Below are 19,268 nucleotides of genomic sequence, written 5' to 3'. Positions count from 1 at the left end.
CCGTGAGAATGGCACGCCGCCGGTGCGTCGCGGTGACGGCCACCCGACAGAACGGCCCGGCGGTCAGTCGATCGTGCAGACCACGGTGCCGGCGGTGATCGTGGCGCCGACCTCGACGGCCAGGCCGGCCACGGTGCCCGCCCGGTGCGCCTGCAACGGCTGCTCCATCTTCATCGCCTCGACCACGACCACGGTGTCGCCCTCGGCCACCTCGTCGCCGTTCTGCACGGCCACCTTGACGATCGTGCCCTGCATCGGGGCGGCGAGCGCGTTGCCGGCCACGGCCGCCGACGCGCCACGCCGCTCGCGGGAACGGTTCGCGCTGCGGGTGGGGGCGCTTTCGCGCGTACCCCCGAACAAGGTCTTGGGAAGGCGCACCTCGATGCGCCGCCCGCCCACCTCGACCACGACGGTCTCGCGCTCGGCGGCCTCGCCGCCCGCCGGGGCGCCGGCCGCGAACGGTTCGACCCCGCCGGCCCACTCCGTCTCGATCCAGCGGGTGTGCACGGTGAACGGCTCGCCGGTGAACGCGTCGTCGCGGACGACCGCACGGTGGAACGGCAGCACCGTGGCGATCCCCTCGATCACCGTCTCGTCCAGCACCCGGCGGGAGCGCTCCAGGGCCTCCGCCCGGGTCGCGCCGGTCACGATGATCTTCGCCAGCATCGAGTCGAAGTTGCCGCCGACGACGCTGCCCTTCACCACGCCCGAGTCGACCCGCACGCCGGGTCCGGCCGGCCAGGCCAGCTCGGTGACCGTGCCCGGCGCCGGCAGGAAGTTGCGGCCCGCGTCCTCGCCGTTGATCCGGAACTCGATGGCGTGCCCGCGCGGCGCGGGATCCTCGGTGAACGGCAGCGGCTCACCCGCCGCGATCCGGAACTGCTCACGGACCAGGTCGATGCCGGTGGTCTCCTCGCTGACCGGGTGCTCCACCTGCAGGCGCGTGTTGACCTCCAGGAACGAGATGGTCCCGTCCTGGCCTACCAGGTATTCCACAGTGCCGGCGCCGTGGTAGCCCGCCTCCCGGCAGATCGCCTTGGCACTCTCGTGGATCTCGGCGCGCTGCTCGGCGGTGAGGAACGGCGCGGGCGCCTCCTCGACGAGCTTCTGATGGCGGCGCTGCAGCGAGCAGTCGCGCGTGCCGACCACCACGACGGTGCCGTGCGTGTCGGCCAGCACCTGCGCCTCGACGTGCCGCGGCCGGTCCAGGTAGCGCTCGACGAAGCACTCGCCGCGACCGAAAGCGGCCACCGCCTCCCGGGTCGCGCTCTCGAACAGCGCGGGGATCTCCTCCATCGTGCGCGCCACCTTCAGCCCTCGGCCACCGCCGCCGAAGGCCGCCTTGATCGCCACCGGCAGGCCGTGGCGCTCGGCGAACGTGACGATCTCGGCCGCGTCGGCGACCGGCTCGGAGGTGCCGGGCACCAGCGGCGCACCGGCCCGCTGCGCGATGTGCCGCGCGGTGACCTTGTCGCCGAGGTCGCGGATCGCCTGCGGCGTGGGACCGATCCAGATCAGTTGCGCGTCGAGCACCGCCTGGGCGAACTCGGCGTTCTCGGAGAGGAACCCATATCCCGGGTGCACGGCGTCGGCGCCGCTGCGGGCGGCGACGTCGAGCAGCTTGTCGATGCGCAGATAGGTCTCGGCGGCGGTCTCGCCGTCCAGCGCGTAGGCCTCGTCCGCCAGACGCGCGTGTGGCGCGTCGCGGTCACTGTCGGCGTAGACGGCGACGCTGGTGAGGCCGGCGTCCTTGCAGGCCCGGATGACCCGGAGGGCGATCTCGCCGCGGTTGGCGATCAGAATCTTCCGCACGGCTATGAGCCTAACGGTCGTTCTACTCTTGGGTAGTGTCCGCGACTCGCATGATGATCCTCGGTGTGGTGCAGCTGATGCAGCCCGTGCACGGCTATGACGTACGCCGGACGCTGCTCACCTGGAACGCCGACAAATGGGCCAACGTCCAGCCCGGGTCGATCTATCACGGCCTGCGGAAACTCACCGACGACGAGCTGCTCTGCGAGGTCGCCACCGAGCAGGTCGGTGCGCGGCCGGCGCGGACCACGTACGAGATCACCGGCAAGGGCGTGGCCGAGTTCGAGTCGCTGCTGCGGACGTACTGGTGGAACGTCTCCTCGCCGCCGGACCCGTTCCTGGCGGCGTTCTCGTTCCTGCCGTCCCTGCCGCCGGAGGAGGCGTCGGCGGCGCTCCGGCACCGGGCGGATCAGCTGCGGGAGGAGACCGAGTCGCTCCGCGGTCTGCTCGGCGCGGAATGGGCCGCGGAGAAGCCGGTCTTCGTCGCCTGGATGTGGGAGCTCGCCGTGGCCCGGTCCGAGGCGGAGATCGCCTGGTGCGAGCGGACCGCCGACCGCGTCGAATCGGGTATCGCCGTTTAGTCAAATTTGACTATAGTGGCTCGCATGATTGCCACCTCCGGACTGCGCAAGTCCTTCACCTCGCGCCGGGGACCCGCCGTCGAGGCCGTCCGCGGCATCGACCTGGACGTCGCAGAAGGCGAGATCTTCGGCTTCCTCGGCCCCAACGGGGCCGGCAAGACCACCACGCTGCGCATGCTGGCCACCCTCATCGAGCCGGACGGCGGCACCGCCACGATCGCCGGCGCCGACCTGCGGCGCGAGCCCGGCGAGGTGCGACGGCGCATCGGATACGTGGCACAGGGCGGCGCCACCTGGGACGAATCCACCGCGGTCGAGGAGCTGGTGCTGCAGGCCCGGCTCTACGGCGTGTCCCGCTCCGAGGCCCGGGCCCGGGCGGCGCGCGTGCTGTCCGCCTTTCAACTGTCCGAGTTCGCCGACCGCAAGACCCGGACGTACTCCGGCGGCCAGCGGCGGCGGGTGGACATCGCGCTCGGAATCATCCACGAGCCCCGGCTGCTCTTCCTCGACGAGCCCACCACCGGGCTCGACCCGCAGAGCCGCGCTCACATGTGGGACGAGATCCGGCGCCTGCGCCACGAAGGCATGACGGTGTTCATCACCACGCATTACCTCGACGAGGCGGACGCGCTCTGCGACCGGATCTCCATCATGGACCACGGCGAGATCGTGGCGTCCGGGACGCCGTCGGCACTGAAACGCTCACTGGCCGGCGAGACCGTCCGGGTCTCGCTGCCACCCGGCTCGGTGGACGCCGCAGCCACCGTCCTGTCGTCCTACCCCAGCGACCGCCTCGACGACTCGCTGCGGCTGCACGTCGACGACGGCGCGGCCGCCATCCCCGACATCCTGCGGTCCCTCGACGCGGCCGGGGTGCCACTCACCGGCATAGAACTGCACCGGCCCAGCCTCGACGACGTGTTCCTCGCCAAAACCGGCCGCTCACTGCGGGAGAGTGCGTGATGAAGTTCCTCCGCGACACCTGGCTGATCTTCGAGAACCAGATGCGGCTGCTGCTGCGCAACCCGGTCTGGGTGCTGGTCGGCATCTTCCAGCCGGTGATGTACCTGCTGCTGTTCGCACCCCTGCTGCGGCCGGCACTGCAGGTCGCCACCGACGCCGAGGCGTACGAGATCTTCGTACCCGGCATGCTGGTCATGCTGGCGATCTTCGGTGGCCTCTTCCAGGGCTTCGGCCTGATCGCCGAACTGAAGGCCGGCGTCATCGAACGATCCCGGGTCACGCCGGTCAGCCGGCTGGCGATGCTGCTCGGCCGCACCCTGCGCGACGTGGTGTCGCTGCTCGCCCAGGCAGTCATCATCACGCTGCTGGCGTTCCTGTTCGACCTGCGGGTCTTCCTCGGCAACATCCTGCTGGCGTACGTGATGCTGGCACTGATCGCGCTGATGACCTCGGCGGTCAGCTACGGGGTGGCGCTCAAGGTCCGCAGCGAGGACGCACTGGCGCCGGTGATGAACACGGTGGCGCAGCCGGTCCTGCTGCTCTCCGGGATCCTGCTGCCGCTGACCTACGCCCCGGGCTGGCTGCAGGGGGTGGCCCAGTGGAACCCGTTCTCGTGGGCGGTCGACGGCAGCCGGGCGCTGTTCCGCGGCGACCTGGGCGCGCCGGAGATCTGGCAGGGGCTGCTCATCACGGCTGTGCTGGCCGGGGTGGCCGTGTGGTGGGCGGCGCGGGAGTTCGCCCGCAGCGTGCGGTAGCGGGGGTCTGCCAGATCATCCTTGGCCGTTTCTGCGCAGCGGCTCTTGCGCAGCGGCTCTTGCGCAGCGGCTCTTGCGCAGCGGCTCTTGCGCAGCGGCTCTTGCGCAGCGGCTGTGGCGCAGCGGCTGTGGCGCAGCGGCTCTTGGGCAGCGGCTGTGGCGCAGCGGCTGTTGTGCAGCGGCTTTGCTCAGCGGCGCCAGAGCGACGTGATCGGCACGCCCATCTCGCTCAGAAGATTGCGCAGAAGCGGCAGCGACAGCCCGATCACGTTGCCCGGGTCACCCTCGATCCGGTCCACGAACGCCCCGCCCCGCCCGTCCAGCGTGAACGCGCCCGCCACCTGCAACGGCTCACCCGACGCCACATAGGCCTCGATCTCGGCGTCGCTCACGTCCGCGAAATGCACCACCGTGGTGCCCACCGCCTCCGCCTGCAGCCCGCTGACCAGCCCGGTCAGGTGATGCCCGGTGTGCAGCACCCCCGACTTGCCGCGCATCGCCATCCAGCGCTTGACCGCCTCGTCCGCGTGCGCCGGCTTGCCGAACACCTCGTCCTCGAACGCCAGCACCGAATCACAGCCCAACACCAGCGCCGCCGGATCGGCCGGCAGGTTGGCCGCCACGGACCGCGCCTTCATCCGGGCGAGCGCCAAACTCGTGGTGTACGCGTCCTCGTGGTCGACGACGCTCTCGTCCACCCCGCTGACGATGACCTCGGCGTCGATCCCGGCCCCGGTGAGCAGGGCCCGCCGGGCAGGGCTGGCCGAGGCGAGAATCAGGCGGTACGCGATGTCGGTCTGCACGAAAAAGGAGACTACAAGCCGCAGGGGCGCGAAAGTGCTAGCAAGCGGCATGTTTCAGTCGAGATCGCGAACAACCACCCGCGTTTTGTGAGACGGTCTCGTGAATGGTGGTCTCTATCGGTCACTTGCCTGTGGGTGACCCTGTGGATAAGCACTTTCCTCGTCGAGCTGAGACCTCGAGAAACCCACCCAAATGGGCGTATGTCGCCGTCGTTCCGGCGCCTACAGATCCCGCCGGCGTCGCCGAAGAGTGAGAAAAACGACCACAGCCCCGAGAGCGACAATCGCCGCGCTCCATGCCAAGACGGTCGCACTTCGAGATCGTGACGGGGGTTCGGCGCCGGCCTGAGGTTCGCTCGAGGGGGTTCCGCCTGGTGTAGCTGAGGGGGTCGGCGGGGGCACGTCGGCGGTTAGCGCTTTGACTACGTTGAGCACCCCGAAGCCGCACTCGTCGTCCCGCCCCGGCGGTCCGATGTCCGTGGCGGTCGACGTGAGCCGGTGGATGACTTCCGGTGCCGAAAGCTCCGGGAACCTGGACCTGACCAGAGCAGCCGCCCCCGAAACAATGGCCGCAGCCGCGGAAGTGCCGTCGACTTCTAAGTACGTATCGTTGGGGCCGGTGGTTACTATTTGTACTCCAGGCGCGCAGATCTCCACCTTGCGGTCTTCAACTGAGAAGGTGGCGTGTCTCCCGTCCCGTCCGATGGCCCCCACGGCAAGAACGCCAGGGATTGCCGCGGGGTGCCCAAGAAAAAGGTCTTTTGGTCGGTTTCCCGCGCCAGCGACAACAATAGAGTCTTGGTGGCCTGCTGATGCAATTGCTTCACGAAGTTTCCGTGACGGCGCGATTGATGATGAAATGCTAATAACGTCAGCGCCATGCTCAGCTGCCCAAGCGATTCCTTCGGTCAAGCCTAAGCCGTCATCTGTAGTCCCGAATGATTTGATCGGCAGTACCTCGGCAGACGGGGCAATGCCCAATGTTCCAGATTGCCGCGGTCGGCCATGGCTCGCTATAAGGCCAGCCATCTCCGTGCCATGCCCAATCTGATCGACTTGGCCGGTTCCGTCCCCTTCGGGTCCTGTGTCAGTGCCTCTCAGGAGATTACTCTTGAAGTCCTGGTGCGGGAAGACGCCGGTATCCGGAAGTCCGATGACAACGCCATTGCCAGTGTTTATCTCATGTGCGCGAGCGATGCTCAAGTATTTGATGAACCATTGCCGCTCCCGGACATCGTCAACTCGGCGGCTCGTTGGAAGAAGCGTGATGCAAAGTGCAACGCTACTGCAGATCCACTTCTTGATTTCGGTCATTTCCGCGGGAGGCCTATTGCTGGACCTGGGTCAACGGGTTCTTCCTGGGAGGGCTGCAAAATTGGATCTATTCCCTGTGGTACTTCCCAAACTTCATCAGTCCTCGTGGTTCTCGTGCTCCTTCTGCCAGGCGTGTTGGTCGCCGTATTCGAACTTATAACGGGTGGGTACTGAGGTCCTATGACTCCACCTACCGGATTGACTCGCTGGACCGTCTGTGAGCTTCGGTCTGGCGTTGGCCGAGGCACTGCACCGATAACGGCCCCCGGAATTGTTGGTTGAGTACTAGTGCGATGACTCGAATGGCTTGACGCAGCTGGCGTATTACTGGACGGCTTCGTTACAAGTGGCGTGGGGCCGATCACGCCCAGAGGAGGACGTATTTTTCTTGCTTCGGGGTGGGCCACAGAAGGCGAAGGTGGAATGAGGGCCGGTGATTGCTTTAGATAGCCGGGGCTCGTTCCTGCAAGTGCAGGCCCTCGCGGGGCTGGAAAGCTTTCGGATTCGTCAGAGGGCACGGCTGACGGTGAAGCGGCCGAGGGGGTAGTCGAATTTCCGGCGACGGGACGATCGAGGAACGCTTTTTCGGATGCGGATGATTCACTCGCCGATGCTAGGTGTAAACGTTCATCGCGGATGCTCACGATGCTTGAACTTGTGTATGTAGCGGGCTTGATCAGGGCGATTTGTGCCTCGGCCAACTCGCCGCTCAGGTTGGACATCGCCCTACGGGCTCTTTGTTCTAATTCCGCCTGCCGCGCCTCCGCGATCGGCGGCTGAGGCGGCACACCCTTCGCTTTGCCGCCCACCAAGTGGTGCAACCGCATCTGCTCCCGATGGGCTGCCAGCATCGCTTGATTCGCGGTGTACTCCCGCTCGATCTCGTGCATAGTTCGGCGTGTCGAGTCCAACGCGCTGGTCGCCAAGGAGAACGCGCGGTGGTTCAAGGTGGCAGCCTCGTATGTCTCCTGAAGGCTTTTGATGAGTACGTCGAGCCGGTCCAGGTATGCCCTTGCGGCGGGGCTTCGATCCGGCGGCCAAGCGGCCGCCAGGCTCTCGCGGTAGCGTTGAACACTCGAGAGATGCTGAAGCACCAGCTCATATGACCGCCGCCACCCGTTGATGATCGGGTAGAGAATGGTCCCGTCGTGTTGTTCGATCATCGACCACATCTGGTCGACGCGAAGAGCCGACCAGTTCGTTCCGCTCATGCTTGCGGGATCACGCATCGGGCGCCTTCCGATCGCTCGGAAAGTGGCCGGAAGCGCGGAAGCCGGCTTCCACGTCGGCGACCTTGGCGCGAGCGTAGGCGTCCGCGCCTCGATACATCTGGCCCACTTCGCCCGCGGCAGTAGCTAGGCCATACGTGCCGTTGATGTAGCGGTAGACGTTCTGCTGTGTGGCCTGTTGTGCGTCGTCCAGCGCTCGCAGGAAGGAGTGGAGTTCGCTGAAGCGTTCGTCTGCCGCCGGCAATGCCGTCATCATCGTGTCGCTCACGGCAAGTGCACGCGGCGCGTAATTGCGTTCGACGTCTGCTTTCAGCCGGGCCGCGAACTCTTCCATCGCGAGGATGTCCGCTTCGATGTCGCCGAAGTCGGTGTGGCCATAGTCGCGCAGCCACGCCGCACCCAGGTCCTCGTCAGGGATCATGGGACCTCCACCCGGGCATCGACGCTGACCGAACCAATGAAGGCTAGTCGCCCGGGTGGGCTGTCAGCGGGGTAGCGCGGAGGTGCGCCAGGTGCGCGGGGCGGCGCCTGGTCTGGCTGATCGGATCCAGTCTGAGGGCTTCCGGTGCGGCGTTTCGGAATTGACCGAAGTGGATCGAGATGTCAGGATGGCGGCCAACGCGGCCAGCTCATGATCGTCTAGGCTTCCCCGTACGACGCTGACCAGCGGTTCCTCATTCATCAACCGAGCGTACGACGGGTGCCCGGAGTTCCGGTGACACGTGTCCCACACTCGGCTGATCAATTCGCGGCCGCTCGACAGAACCAGGTATTTTCTGCGTGATGTCTTCTTCTCCCCCACTCGTTGTCGCTGATCGGTACCGGCTCGTCGCGCCGCTCGGTCAGGGCGGGATGGGGCGTGTCTGGCGGGCGACCGATGTCGTGCTGCACCGGGACGTGGCCATCAAGGAGCTCGTGCCGCCGCCGGGGCTGACGCCGGGTGAGCGCCAGGAGATGCGGGAGCGGTCGCTGCGCGAGGCGCGTGCGATCGCCCGGCTCAACAACATCAACGTGGTTCGCGTCTTCGACGTGCTGCGCACCGACGCCGACCCGTGGATCGTCATGGAGTACGTGGCGTCCCGGTCGCTGCAGGACACCCTGGCTGCCGACGGGCCGTTCAATCCGGTGCGGGCGGCTGAGATCGGCCTGGGTGTGCTCAACGCGCTGCGGGCCGCGCACCGGGCCGGCGTGGTGCACCGGGACGTGAAACCGGGCAACGTGCTGCTCGGTGCCGACGGCCGGGTGGTGCTGACCGATTTCGGTCTCGCGACGGTGCCCGGCGACCCCAACGTGACGCGGACCGGGCTGGTGCTGGGATCGCCGGCCTACATCGCTCCGGAGCGGGCCCGGGACGGCACGGCGGGGCCCGCGGCGGACCTCTGGTCGCTGGGCGCCACTCTGTTCGCCGCGGTGGAGGGGCAGTCGCCGTTCGCCCGCCCGTCGGCGATCGCCACGCTGGCCGCGCTGGCCACCGAGAACGTTCCGCCGTCGCGGAACGCGGGGCCGCTCAAGTCCGTCCTCAACGGGTTGTTGCGTAAGGATCCCGCCCACCGCATCGACGCCGAGGAGGCCGAGCGTCTGCTGGCTCGTGCCGCCGGGCGCCGCGGCCGGGTGACGTTGCCGATGAGCCCGACCATGCGCCGGCCGGGTGTCGGCCGGGAGCGGCCGTCGCTGCCGAGCGGCCCGGGTGGTCCGCCGGTGCTGCCGGGCTCCGGGTTCGCGCCGGGGCCGGCGACCGGTTCGGCGCCGGTGGTGCCCGGCCCGCGCCCGCCGGTCAAGGCGGGACCACAGCCGGGGGTCCGTCCCACGTTCGCGCAGGGTAAGGCGCCGGTCAGCGGTTCGGCGCCGGCGGACAACCCGCCGCGAGGCAAACCCCTCGACGCGACTCGGCTCGACACGCCGCCGGTTCCGGACGAGACAAAACCTCTTTCGGGTACGCCGTACGCGTCACCGACCGCACCACGGGGCCCGCAGGGCGCTACGCCTGGCCGTGCGACCGCAGCTGTCCCGCAGTCGCCGGGGAAGTCGGCGTCCACCCCGGGAACCCCGACCCGGATCGGGTTCACGGCCGCCGACGTCGCCGCCAACCGGCGGAAGAAGGCCGCCCCCGAGCACGAGCGGTCGCTGGCCGCCGCCACCGGGGCGTTCCCCGTCGTGCAGCCGTCGGACAGTGCTGCCCAGGCCACCACGGTGGTGCCCGCCGGGACCGCGCCGACCAAGCCGGTCACCCCGGTCGCTCCGGCCGACCAGGCGACCACGGTGATGCCCGCCGGTGAGCCGGCCAACCCGGTGTCGCCCGATCAGGGGACCACGGTTCTGCCGGCCGGGGTGACGTCCGCCGCACCCCAGACTGTCCCCGCCGAGGCCGGCACCACTACGCCCGAGGCTGCGGAAACCACGGCGGAAGCCGCGCCGGAGACTGCCGCGCCCGCCGAAGAGGCGACCGGGACAGAGCAGGGGCACGCGGCCGACACGCCCGAGAAGTCGGAGTCTCAAGAAGCAGAGCCCGAGGAAGCGGAACCCGAGGCGGAGGACGCCCAGGCGTCCGCCCCGAACGAGCAGGCCGACACCCCGGAAGGCCCGGAGCCGGCGACGGCCGAGGAGACAACGGCCGAGGAGACAACGGCCGAGGAGACGAAGCCTGAAGCTGCGGACGCCGAAGCCGAGCCGCCCGCACCCGAGCCGGCGACGGAGAAGCCGGCCGCGGACGCCGACAAGACCTCCTTCGTCGACCTCACCGCGGTCGTCCCGCCCGCACCGCCCGCAGCCGACTCGGCAACCCGCGTCGTCGGTGACCTGCGCCCGGCTCCGGCCGACTCAGCGACCCGGGTGGTCAGCGATGTGCGCCCTGCTCCCGCCGACTCCGAGACCCGGGTCGTCAGCGATTTCCGCCCGCCCGGGTTCGCCCGGTCGAACCGTCCGGCCTGGACGCCGATCAGCGCCCGCCCGGCCGCCCGCCGCACCAGCGGGATCACCATCCTCGGCACCACGCTGACCCGCCGCCAGGCCGCGGTCGGTCTCGGCATCGTGCTCACGTTCGTGCTGCTCGTCGGCATCATCCTGGTGCAGGCGTTCGGCTCGGACCCGGAGGACACCACTACCACCGCCGCCCCGACCAAGGCCGCCGCGACCGGCAAGCCCGCCCCGGACAAGGGCGCTGCCGGCGGTGCCACGAAGCCGAGTTCGGCCGCGCCGCGGAGCAGTTCGCCGGCCGCGGCCGGGCTGCCGGACGGCTGGCGAACCTACCGGGCGTCCGGTTTCAGCTTCCCGGTGCCCGGCAGTGTCAAGGGCAGCGGGGGCGGCAGCGGGCTGGAGCTGAGCTGGAACAACCGGATGGTCCGGGTCGATGTGATCAACTCGCCGCTGGGCAACCCGGTGGAGTTCATCGACCAGCAGCAGACCGGCCGCTACCGCAGCTACCAGCGGATCGGCGTCACCGAGGTCGATTATCACGGCAAGGCCGCCGACTGGGAGTTCACCTACAAGACCGACAGCGGCAACGGGCAGCACGTGGTCCGCCGGGCGTTCGCGATCGACGGCACCACCTACATACTCTCCTGGTACACCTCCCCGGAGGCCTGGGAGGAGTCGCAGAAGGAGTGGCAGGCGATCACCGCCGGCTTCGCGAAGCGCTGAGACGACCTCCAGGAGTGAGATCCGGATGGCTGGGTAGTTATTCAGCATCACGGATGGAGGTACACCATGAACTGCCGACGACACGGCAGGAAGCCCACGATCGCGCTGTGGATGCTGGTCGCGATCGCCGACGTGGCGCTCGTCGTTGCGGCCGCGGGCCTGCTCACCACCCTGCTCATCGTTCTCGGCGTCGCCGTGGTGGCGGGCGGCGTGGTCGCCGCGCGTTCCCTCGGCCGGCGCACCCAACCTCAGCCCGCGAAGGTAGTGACGCGCCGCCGCGCATAGCGCGGACGGTCGTACGGCGCCTGCTGCGAACTCGAAGACGGTGGTACGCCGTAGCGCATAGCGTGATCGGCTACAGTCCCCGGCGTGCTCTCGATCGACGGTGTGACTGACCTCTGGGACCAGCTCCTCGGTGCTCAGCCGGATCCGCCCGGCATGCTCGTGCTGCTGACGGCGGTGGCCGGGTTCCTCGCGGTGGCGATCCGCCCGATCTGGCGGGTGGCCCGTAACGCCGTCACGATCGCGCACGAGGGCGGTCACGCGCTCTTCGCGCTGCTGACCGGCCGCAAGCTGCGCGGTATCCGCCTGGAGTTCGACACGTCCGGGCTCACGCTCTCGGCCGGTCGCCCGACCGGCCCCGGCATGATCGTCACCCTGCTCGGCGGCTACATCGCGCCGTCGCTCGTCGGTGTGCTCGGCGCCTGGCTGCTCGGCGGCAACCGGATCACGCTGCTGCTCTGGCTCGCGGTGGTCCTGCTGCTGCTCATGCTGATCAACATCAGGAACCTGTTCGGCGTGATCTCGCTGCTGGTGACGGGCGCGATTGTCTTCGTCGTCTCCTGGTACGCGTCGCCGGAGGTGCAGGCGGCTTTCGCGTACGCCTGCGTCTGGTTCTTGTTGATCGGTGGTGTCCGGCCGGTCTTCGAGCTGCAGGCGCTGCGCAGTCGCGGCCGGATGCGCGACTCGGACGCCGACCAGCTCGCCCGGCTCACGCACCTGCCCGCCCTGTTCTGGGTCGGCGTCTTCCTGGTGGTGAACCTCGTCGCCCTGGGAACCGGCGCTTTCCTGCTCGCCGGCCAGTGGCTTCCCGAGGTGAGTTCGGCCGTGCAGTGACCGGCCATCCATAGAAATGGATGATCTGGTGATGCCGCCCGGGGCGGCGCTCGCATAACTTGCCGCCATGGAGGCGGCACCGAGCATGGCATGGACGGCGGGAGTGCTCGCCTTCGTCGCGGCGGTGCCGTTGTGGCGGTTAACCACGCATGCCATCACGGTCGCTCATGAGGGCGGGCACGCGTTGTTCGGTCTTCTCCTCGGCCGGGGCATCAGCTACATCAAGGTGTCCCGGGGTGGCGACGGCGAGACCGGCTTCCGGCGAGAAGGTGGCTGGCTCGCGGTTTTCGTCTCGTTCCTGGCCGGTTACCTGGGTCCGTCGATCTTCGGATTCGCCGGTGCCTGGATGCTGGTGCACGGTGTCGCGCCGCGCGTGGTGCTGCTCGGGTCGCTCGGCCTCGTGGCCATGCTGCTGCTGATGGTGCGCAACTTCTTCGGGTTCATCGCGGTGCCGCTCACCGGCGCGGTGCTCTGGTTGATCGCGATGCGCGGCACCAGCGAGGCGCAACTGGTCTTCGCGTATTTCTGGGTGTGGTTTCTGCTGATGGGCGGGGTGCGGCAGATCCCGGAGCTGTTCCGGGTGTGGTCGAAGGGCGGCGAGCCGGACACCACCGTGCTGGCCGGGCAGACCGGCCTGTCCACCGCCTTCTTCGTCGCGTTCTTCTGGGCGGCCTCGATGGCCGCCCTCGTCTACGGCGGGGTGCTGCTGCTGCGTCACCCGCTCTGAGCGCTCAGAGCGGGATGTTGCCGTGCTTCTTCGGCGGCAGCGTCTCCCGCTTGGTGCGCAGCATCCGCAGCGCCCGGGTCACCTGCGCCCGGGTCTGCGACGGCGGGATGACCGCGTCGACGTAACCGCGTTCCGCAGCGATGTACGGGTTGGCGAGGGTGTCCTCGTACTCCCGGATCAGCTCGGCGCGGCGTTCGGCCGGATCGTCGGCGCCGGCGAGTTCGGCCCGGTAGAGGATGTTGACCGCGCCCTGCGCGCCCATCACCGCGATCTGCGCGGTGGGCCAGGCGAAGTTGACGTCCGCGCCCAGGTGCTTGGACCCCATCACGTCGTACGCCCCGCCGTACGCCTTGCGGGTGATCACGGTGACCTTGGGGACGGTCGCCTCCGCGTACGCGTAGATCAGTTTCGCCCCGCGCCGGATGATGCCGTCCCACTCCTGCCCGGTCCCCGGCAGGAAGCCGGGCACGTCGACGAAGGTCAGCACCGGGATGTTGAACGCGTCGCAGGTCCGCACGAAGCGGGCCGCCTTCTCCGAGGCCGCGATGTCCAGCGTCCCGGCCAGGTTCATCGGCTGGTTGGCGACCACGCCGACCGGGCGGCCCTCGACCCGGCCGAAGCCCACCACGATGTTCTGCGCGTAGAGCGGCTGCACCTCGAGGAAGTCGTCGACGACCGCTTCAACGACCTTCTTGATGTCGTACGGCTGGTTGGGTGAGTCCGGGATGAGGGTGTCGAGAGCGAGATCGTCTTCTTCGGGGGAGGGCGCGTCGAACATGGTTGGCTCGTCGAGGTTGTTCGACGGCAGGTACGACAGCAGCGCCCGGACGTAGTCGATCGCGTCCTCCTCGTCGCTGGCGAGGTAGTGCGCGTTGCCGCTGCGGGTGTTGTGGGTGCGGGCGCCGCCCAATTCCTCCATGCCGACTTCTTCACCGGTGACCGTTCTGATCACGTCCGGCCCGGTGATGAACATGTGCGAGGTCTGGTCGACCATCACCGTGAAGTCGGTGATCGCGGGGGAGTACACCGCGCCGCCCGCGCACGGGCCCATGATCAGGGAGATCTGCGGGATCACGCCGCTGGCCCGCACGTTGCGGAAGAAGATGTCGGCGTACAGCCCGAGCGCGACCACGCCCTCCTGGATGCGGGCGCCGCCGGAGTCGTTGATCCCGATGATCGGGCAGCCGATCTTCATCGCCAGGTCGAGCACCTTGACGATCTTGGAGCCGAACACCTCGCCGAGCGAGCCGCCGAACACCGTGAAGTCCTGGGAGAACACGCACACCTGACGGCCGTCGATCGTGCCGTACCCGGTGACCACACCGTCGCCGTACGGCCGGTTCTTCTCCAGGCCGAAGGCGGTCGACCGGTGCCGGGCCAGTTCGTCGAGCTCGACGAAGGAGTCCTTGTCGAGCAGCAGCTCGATGCGTTCCCGCGCGGTCTTCTTGCCGCGGGCGTGCTGCTTCTCGATGGCCCGCGCCGAGCCGGCGTGCACCGCCTCCTCGGTCCGCCGGGAAAGGTCGGCGAGCTTCCCGGCGGTGGTGTGGATGTCGGGCTGCGATGTCACGGTGTCGTCCACGCGACGATCGTAAACGGCACACCGGCGGGGCGTCGCTACGTGTGCGTTTCATTCCGAATGCCCCATTCGTTACTCCGGTCGTGACGAACTGGATGACCGCGGCAGGGCTCGCCTTCATCGCAGGTGGCCTCGCCACGCTGATCAGCTTCCGCGCCGTGATCTTCGGCGGCGGGGCTCGTCGCGCGACCCGGGCCGGCGCCTCGGGCCGCCGGCGTTCGAAGGCCCCCGCGTACCCGCCGGCGCAGCCGGAAGCCGCGCCCGCGATGGTGCGCCGGTCCCGTGAGCCCGAGTCCGCGATGTTCCCGTCGACGGAGTTCGAACGGGTCGAGCCGGAAGAGGAACTGCCGGAGGTGGAGCCGGCAGAGGCGGAGGCGGGCCGTCCGCGGCTCCTGGCCGGCGCCGTCAGCGGCGGCCTGGCCTCGATCGGCCTGGCCGACGACGACGAGCCGGAGGTGGCCGATCCGGCGGGTGACGGTGTCCTGGCCGGGTACGAGGACCACGAGCCGGGCGAGGAAGCGGGCGCCGAGCCGGAACGTGTCGATCCGGAGTACGACGACGACAGCGGCTATCGCGATCCCCACCGGGACGAGGGCTGGACCGCGACGGCGTCCGGTACGCACCCGCCCGCGACGGACCCGTGGGCGGTGCGCGACGTCGACCGCTCCGACCGGGGGTACGGCGACCGGGTCGAGGACTGGGTCCGGCCCCGCTACCGGGATCTGGACGACGCGAACCCGCCGGCCGGTGACTATTGGACGCCGGTGCCGGACAGCCTCTACAACGACCCGGAGCCGTCGGCCCGTGGGTACGGCTGGCCGATCCCGGTGGAGCGGCTGCCACCGGTGCCCGACTACGAGCCGGCGACCGGTTTCGACCTGACGCCGGTGCAGGCCGCGGAGCCGACGACGCTGGTGCCGAGGTGGACCGGCGACGAGGAGGCCCGCCGGATCCGGCTGCCCCGGTCATGGCGCACCCGCGAGGACGGCACGGACACCGGCTCCCGGCACACCCGGGGGGAACGGGCCCGCCCGCGCCCCCGCCCGCGGCCCACCGACCGCGCGGAGCCCGGATATGTCAGCCGCCACTCCGCGGGACCGCACGTCTGACCAGCCCGGCCATCGCTGGAGAAGTGCGGGCTAGGCTGCCGGGGTGGCAGCTTCGCCGTTCTCCGACCTGGACCGCCCACCACTGTCCGCCCGGGCGCTGACCCGGGCCCTGGTCGTGCCGGGCGGTCTGTGGTCGCGGCTGGACCTGCGCGCCGAGACCGGCTCCACCAACGCGGACGCCATCGAGGCGGCCCGCGCCGGCGCCCCCGAGGGCCTGGTGGTGGTGGCCGAGAGCCAGGTGGCCGGGCGGGGCCGCCGGGACCGGCAGTGGGTCTCGCCGCCGCGCGCCGGGCTGACCGTGAGCGTCGTGCTGCGCCCCGGCGCCGCCGACCCGGAGCGCGGCTGGCCGGCGGCGCCGGTGGGCGGCATCGGCTGGCTGCCGCTGCTCGCGGGAGTGGCGCTGCGCGAGGCGGTGACCCGGGTGGCGAAGGTGGAGGCCGCCCTGAAATGGCCGAACGACCTGCTCGTCGGCGACCGCAAGTGCGCCGGGATCCTGGCCGAGGTCGCCGGCGACGCGGTGGTGATCGGGATCGGTCTCAACGTCAGCACGCGAGCCGAGGAGCTGCCCGCCACCACTGGTGTGCCGGCCACGTCGCTGCTGGTGGCCGGCGCGGAGAGCGCCGACCGGGAGCCGTTGCTGCGGGCTCTGCTGCGTGGCCTGGACCGGTGGTACACCGGCTGGCGTGAGACCGGCGGGGACGCCGAGATGTGCGGCCTGCTCGGGGAGTACAGGCGTGGTTGCGACACGATCGGCCGGACGGTGCGGGTGCTGCTGCCGGGCGGCGGGGAGCTGGCCGGCGAGGCGGTCACTGTGGACCGGGACGGGCAGTTGGTGATCCGTACGGAGGACGCCGCCCATCATCAGGTCTCGGCCGGTGACGTGCTGCACGTACGCTGACCGCGTGGCGTTTCCCGACGATGTGCTCGTGGACGAGGAGGAGGTCGTCCTCCACCTGCGTCCGCACTGGCGGGCGGCGGTGCTCCCGGCCCTGGTGCTGTTGCTGACACTGGCCGGTTTCATCCTGGCCTGGGTGATGCTGCCGGACAACGAGGGCGGCCGGATCGGGCTGCTGATGGTCGCCACGATCATGCTGTGGTACGGGGTCCGTCATGGACTCCGCCCGCTGCTCGCCTGGCGCTGCACGCATTACGTGCTGACCGACGAGCGGATCCTGGTGCAGCACGGCGTGCTCACCCGGGAACGCCGGGACCTGCCGCTGAACCGGGTCAACGACCACGCGCTGAGCCAGTCGCTGCTGGACCGGATGTTCGGCAGCGGCACGCTGACCGTCGACTCGATCGGTGAGCAGAGCGCTCGGCTGACCGGGGTGCCGGACGCCCAGTGGGTGCAGACCACCCTGTACGAGCTGATCGAGCACGCCCCGGCCGACGAGGACGAGGACGACGCCGCGGTGGAGGCCGAGCCGGCCGAGCCGGCGAAGGAACGGCGCAGCCTGTTCAGGCGTTAGGTTCGAGCTCCGGTTTGAGGTCGAGCCGGGCCGCGCTGCCGGGGTGGTCCACGGCGCTCAGCTCGGCCAGCCCGGCGGTCGCGTCCATCTCGGTGATGGCGCCCTCGTGCCCGTCGACCGGCGGCTTCAGGAAGACGAAAGTGCGGTACGCCCAGAAGCGGAAGATCGTCGCGAACCCGATGCCCAGCACGGTCACGACCATGAAGGCGATCTTGTCGGTCTGCTCGTTGAGCCCGAACCCGTACTTGCCGATGGTGATCGCACCGGACTGGATGACCATGCCGGCCAGGTTGAACCCGAAGAACAGGGTGTACTCGCGGCGCATCGCGGTCCGGGTGTGGTGCCGGTACGTCCAGTAGCGGTTCGCCAGGTACGCCAGGGTGGTGGTGACGACCGTGCCCACCACGCTCGCCTTCACGGCGCCGATCGGCAGCAGGACGTAGGTGATCGCGAGGTACAGCGCGGTGTTGCAGGCGCCGATGGTGCCGAAGGCGATGGCTTCCGGAGCAAGACGGCGGAGGCGGTCCGTCAGCGTGCTGGCTGAGGGCATTGGGCAACCTTACGGGAACGGGGGCGATGACGCCGAGTCACTGGGAGGCCGACGACGGCGACGTCATACTCCCGGCACGGTGCGGTCCGGGGGACAGGGGGTCGTCCTCGGCCGGGGCGTCGGTGACCCGGAAAACGAATCGGCGATATGACCAGAATCGGAACATGGTACCCATCGCGGTGCCCACGAGCTGCCCCGCGATGTTGTCGGCCACCGGGGTCTGCAGCACCGGCCAGATCCGGCCGAGACCGTAATGGCTGATCGCCAGGCAGGTCAGGGCGATGCCCAGCCCGATCGCGTTGAGCACGAAGAACATCGTGTACTGCCGGGCCATGTGGGTGTGATCACCATGGCGCCAGGTCCAGAACCGGTTGCCGAGGAACGCCAGCGTGGTCGCCACCGTGGTGGAGAGGGTCTTGGCGGTCAGCGTCTCACTGCCGGACTGCAGCAGGTAGTTGAAGATCGCCAGATCCACGGCGAACGCGATGCCGCCCACCACGCCGAACTTGCCCACCTCACGGACCAGCGCCCGGAGCCGGGTGCGCAGGCCACGGGGCTGCGGTGGGTTCGGTGACACGCGTTCGAGGGTACCGGCGGCGGTCATCCCACGCTGTCCTCGCCGCCGAGTCTTAACCGGACGTCTCGGCATGGTGACGTTGCCGATACGGTGCGTGCCGGAAACCGTCCACCTCGCGGATCTCGTCGAGTCGCCCCCGGCAGTCGGCGCACCACGCCAGGTGCGTCCGCATCCGATGGGCGTCGCGCGCCGCCAGCCGGCCCCGGGCCTCGCCGCCCAGCCGCTCACCGGCCCAGCGGCACTCCGGGTGATCCGCAGCGGTCACGTGCTGCTGGAGATAGAGGCTGCGCAGCCCTTCCCGGGCGCGGTGCGCGAGGACTGCCACCGCGTTCGGTGTCAGCCCCATCCGCGGCGCCAGCTCGGCCGGCGTGCTGCCCTCCACCTCGGTCTGCCACAGCACGTCGCGCCAGCGCGGCGGGAGCTGGCGGAAGGCGGCCGCGGCGAAACTGCGCTCCAGCCGGTCCAGGGCCGGGTCGGTGAACGGCTCGCCCGGGTCGTACCGGGTCAGATCGTCGGTGAACTCCAGCCGGCGGTCGAGCTTGGCCCGGTGGTAGCAGACGTGCCGCATGGTGGTGTGCAGGTACGCCCGGAACGCCACCAGCGGCCCGCGGCCGGCGCGCAGCGTCGCGAACACCTTGGCGAACGTCTCGGCGACCAGGTCGTCGACGTCGGCGGGGTCGCGGGTCAGCCCGTACGCGAACTTGCGGGCGGCCGCATGGTGGCGCTCGTAGAGCGTCCCGAACGCGGCGGTGTCGCCGGCGCGGACGGCGGCCAGCAGGTCGATGTCCGAATCCGCGTCGTTGCCCGGGATCGTCATGCCGCCTCCTGTGGCCGGAAGTGGTCGGAAGTGGCCGTATCTGCGAGGAAAGCCCGATTAGGTGAAAGTCTAAGGTGTTAAGTCCTTTTTGTGAAAGTTGTCGTCTAGGCCGGTGTGGCACCGCCCAGGCGGCCTCATCGACGGTCGTGCTGCGCGTTGGTGTACCAAGCGGCGAAGAATCGATCGTCTATGCGCACAGTCGCCATAGATTGTGCGGTTGTCCACAGGTTCGGC

18 protein-coding genes and 1 pseudogene are annotated in these 19,268 nt (G+C 69.4%); 10 read left to right on the top strand and 9 right to left on the bottom strand.

Annotated elements, in window-relative coordinates; translation table 11 throughout:
- Positions 1-63 precede the first annotated feature (63 nt).
- Positions 64-1,812 (bottom strand): acetyl/propionyl/methylcrotonyl-CoA carboxylase subunit alpha, encoded by a 1,749-nt coding sequence (locus tag AC0NH5_RS04490; RefSeq protein WP_474400224.1) that lies wholly within the window; start codon positions 1,810-1,812, stop codon positions 64-66.
- 35 nt (positions 1,813-1,847) lie between these two features.
- Between AC0NH5_RS04490 and AC0NH5_RS04485 the strand changes: the two genes are divergently transcribed.
- From AC0NH5_RS04485 to AC0NH5_RS04475, 3 genes are read left to right on the top strand one after another with little or no spacing between them, the layout of a single operon-like run.
- Positions 1,848-2,393: a helix-turn-helix transcriptional regulator gene (locus tag AC0NH5_RS04485; RefSeq protein ID WP_474400222.1), complete on the top strand. Its 546-nt coding sequence runs from the start codon at positions 1,848-1,850 to the stop codon at positions 2,391-2,393.
- A gap of 24 nt (positions 2,394-2,417) precedes the next feature.
- Complete coding sequence (locus tag AC0NH5_RS04480; protein ID WP_474400220.1) at positions 2,418-3,356, top strand: ATP-binding cassette domain-containing protein; 939 nt, start codon at positions 2,418-2,420, stop codon at positions 3,354-3,356.
- Entirely contained in the window at positions 3,356-4,111 is a 756-nt protein-coding gene (locus tag AC0NH5_RS04475; protein ID WP_474400365.1) for an ABC transporter permease, read from the top strand. Before AC0NH5_RS04480 ends, AC0NH5_RS04475 begins: the two co-directional genes overlap by 1 nt.
- A gap of 188 nt (positions 4,112-4,299) precedes the next feature.
- Here AC0NH5_RS04475 and AC0NH5_RS04470 read toward each other — a convergent pair whose 3' ends face one another.
- From AC0NH5_RS04470 to AC0NH5_RS04455, 4 genes are all read right to left on the bottom strand, one after another.
- Positions 4,300-4,914: a Maf family protein gene (locus AC0NH5_RS04470; RefSeq protein WP_474400218.1), complete on the bottom strand. Its 615-nt coding sequence runs from the start codon at positions 4,912-4,914 to the stop codon at positions 4,300-4,302.
- A 222-nt stretch (positions 4,915-5,136) separates the two neighbouring features.
- The gene (locus AC0NH5_RS04465; RefSeq protein WP_474400216.1) at positions 5,137-6,228 is read right to left on the bottom strand and encodes a S8 family serine peptidase; all 1,092 of its coding nucleotides are present in this window, start codon (positions 6,226-6,228) and stop codon (positions 5,137-5,139) included.
- 1,221 nt (positions 6,229-7,449) lie between these two features.
- Positions 7,450-7,878, bottom strand: a complete 429-nt coding sequence (locus AC0NH5_RS04460) for a hypothetical protein (protein ID WP_474400214.1) — start codon at positions 7,876-7,878, stop codon at positions 7,450-7,452.
- A gap of 63 nt (positions 7,879-7,941) precedes the next feature.
- Entirely contained in the window at positions 7,942-8,139 is a 198-nt protein-coding gene (locus tag AC0NH5_RS04455) for an acyl-CoA carboxylase subunit epsilon (protein ID WP_474400212.1), read from the bottom strand.
- Between the two features lie 101 nt (positions 8,140-8,240).
- Here AC0NH5_RS04455 and AC0NH5_RS04450 point away from each other — a divergent pair.
- The 4 genes and pseudogenes from AC0NH5_RS04450 to AC0NH5_RS04435 all read left to right on the top strand — a co-directional run.
- Positions 8,241-9,506 (top strand): annotated as a pseudogene (locus AC0NH5_RS04450) (serine/threonine-protein kinase); the annotation flags it as partial.
- 1,653 nt (positions 9,507-11,159) lie between these two features.
- Positions 11,160-11,378 (top strand): hypothetical protein, encoded by a 219-nt coding sequence (locus tag AC0NH5_RS04445; protein ID WP_474400210.1) that lies wholly within the window; start codon positions 11,160-11,162, stop codon positions 11,376-11,378.
- Positions 11,379-11,462: 84 nt separating this feature from the next.
- A complete protein-coding gene (locus AC0NH5_RS04440; RefSeq protein WP_474400208.1) occupies positions 11,463-12,209 on the top strand; it encodes a M50 family metallopeptidase in 747 nt (248 codons plus the stop codon).
- Between the two features lie 67 nt (positions 12,210-12,276).
- Complete coding sequence (locus AC0NH5_RS04435; protein ID WP_474400206.1) at positions 12,277-12,936, top strand: M50 family metallopeptidase; 660 nt, start codon at positions 12,277-12,279, stop codon at positions 12,934-12,936.
- A 4-nt stretch (positions 12,937-12,940) separates the two neighbouring features.
- Here AC0NH5_RS04435 and AC0NH5_RS04430 read toward each other — a convergent pair whose 3' ends face one another.
- Positions 12,941-14,503, bottom strand: coding sequence for an acyl-CoA carboxylase subunit beta (locus tag AC0NH5_RS04430; RefSeq protein WP_474400363.1), 1,563 nt, complete (start codon positions 14,501-14,503; stop codon positions 12,941-12,943).
- A gap of 92 nt (positions 14,504-14,595) precedes the next feature.
- On the opposite strand from AC0NH5_RS04430, the gene AC0NH5_RS04425 reads away from it, so the two are divergent.
- From AC0NH5_RS04425 to AC0NH5_RS04415, 3 genes are read left to right on the top strand one after another with little or no spacing between them, the layout of a single operon-like run.
- Complete coding sequence (locus tag AC0NH5_RS04425; protein WP_474400204.1) at positions 14,596-15,621, top strand: hypothetical protein; 1,026 nt, start codon at positions 14,596-14,598, stop codon at positions 15,619-15,621.
- A gap of 43 nt (positions 15,622-15,664) precedes the next feature.
- Entirely contained in the window at positions 15,665-16,519 is an 855-nt protein-coding gene (locus AC0NH5_RS04420; RefSeq protein WP_474400201.1) for a biotin--[acetyl-CoA-carboxylase] ligase, read from the top strand.
- 4 nt (positions 16,520-16,523) lie between these two features.
- The gene (locus tag AC0NH5_RS04415) at positions 16,524-17,090 is read left to right on the top strand and encodes a PH domain-containing protein (protein ID WP_474400198.1); all 567 of its coding nucleotides are present in this window, start codon (positions 16,524-16,526) and stop codon (positions 17,088-17,090) included.
- On the opposite strand, the gene AC0NH5_RS04410 is transcribed toward AC0NH5_RS04415, so the two are convergent.
- The 3 genes from AC0NH5_RS04410 to AC0NH5_RS04400 are packed head-to-tail and all read right to left on the bottom strand — an operon-like array spanning position 17,080 to position 19,034.
- Complete coding sequence (locus tag AC0NH5_RS04410) at positions 17,080-17,640, bottom strand: GtrA family protein (protein ID WP_474400195.1); 561 nt, start codon at positions 17,638-17,640, stop codon at positions 17,080-17,082. The two genes, AC0NH5_RS04415 and AC0NH5_RS04410, sit on opposite strands and share 11 nt — an antisense overlap.
- A 37-nt stretch (positions 17,641-17,677) precedes the next feature.
- Entirely contained in the window at positions 17,678-18,289 is a 612-nt protein-coding gene (locus AC0NH5_RS04405; protein WP_474400192.1) for a GtrA family protein, read from the bottom strand.
- A complete protein-coding gene (locus AC0NH5_RS04400; protein ID WP_474400189.1) occupies positions 18,270-19,034 on the bottom strand; it encodes a sigma-70 family RNA polymerase sigma factor in 765 nt (254 codons plus the stop codon). The genes AC0NH5_RS04405 and AC0NH5_RS04400 overlap by 20 nt, the downstream gene beginning before the upstream one ends.
- Positions 19,035-19,268: the final 234 nt, after the last annotated feature.

The sequence above is a fragment of the Actinoplanes sp. 13 genome, from assembly GCF_056134165.1.
This window is presented reverse-complemented; position numbering and strand designations above follow the sequence as displayed.

What these genes read in the sequence shown, in the direction of transcription:
- AC0NH5_RS04445 (WP_474400210.1), top strand. Translation starts at nt 11,160, where the DNA reads ATGAACTGCCGACGACACGGCAGGAAGCCCACGATCGCGCTGTGGATG.
- AC0NH5_RS04400 (WP_474400189.1), bottom strand. Translation starts at nt 19,034, where the DNA reads ATGACGATCCCGGGCAACGACGCGGATTCGGACATCGACCTGCTGGCC.
- AC0NH5_RS04465 (WP_474400216.1), bottom strand. Translation starts at nt 6,228, where the DNA reads ATGACCGAAATCAAGAAGTGGATCTGCAGTAGCGTTGCACTTTGCATC.
- AC0NH5_RS04480 (WP_474400220.1), top strand. Translation starts at nt 2,418, where the DNA reads ATGATTGCCACCTCCGGACTGCGCAAGTCCTTCACCTCGCGCCGGGGA.
- AC0NH5_RS04455 (WP_474400212.1), bottom strand. Translation starts at nt 8,139, where the DNA reads ATGAATGAGGAACCGCTGGTCAGCGTCGTACGGGGAAGCCTAGACGAT.
- AC0NH5_RS04435 (WP_474400206.1), top strand. Translation starts at nt 12,277, where the DNA reads ATGGAGGCGGCACCGAGCATGGCATGGACGGCGGGAGTGCTCGCCTTC.
- AC0NH5_RS04405 (WP_474400192.1), bottom strand. Translation starts at nt 18,289, where the DNA reads ATGCCGAGACGTCCGGTTAAGACTCGGCGGCGAGGACAGCGTGGGATG.
- AC0NH5_RS04410 (WP_474400195.1), bottom strand. Translation starts at nt 17,640, where the DNA reads ATGCCCTCAGCCAGCACGCTGACGGACCGCCTCCGCCGTCTTGCTCCG.
- AC0NH5_RS04475 (WP_474400365.1), top strand. Translation starts at nt 3,356, where the DNA reads ATGAAGTTCCTCCGCGACACCTGGCTGATCTTCGAGAACCAGATGCGG.
- AC0NH5_RS04460 (WP_474400214.1), bottom strand. Translation starts at nt 7,878, where the DNA reads ATGATCCCTGACGAGGACCTGGGTGCGGCGTGGCTGCGCGACTATGGC.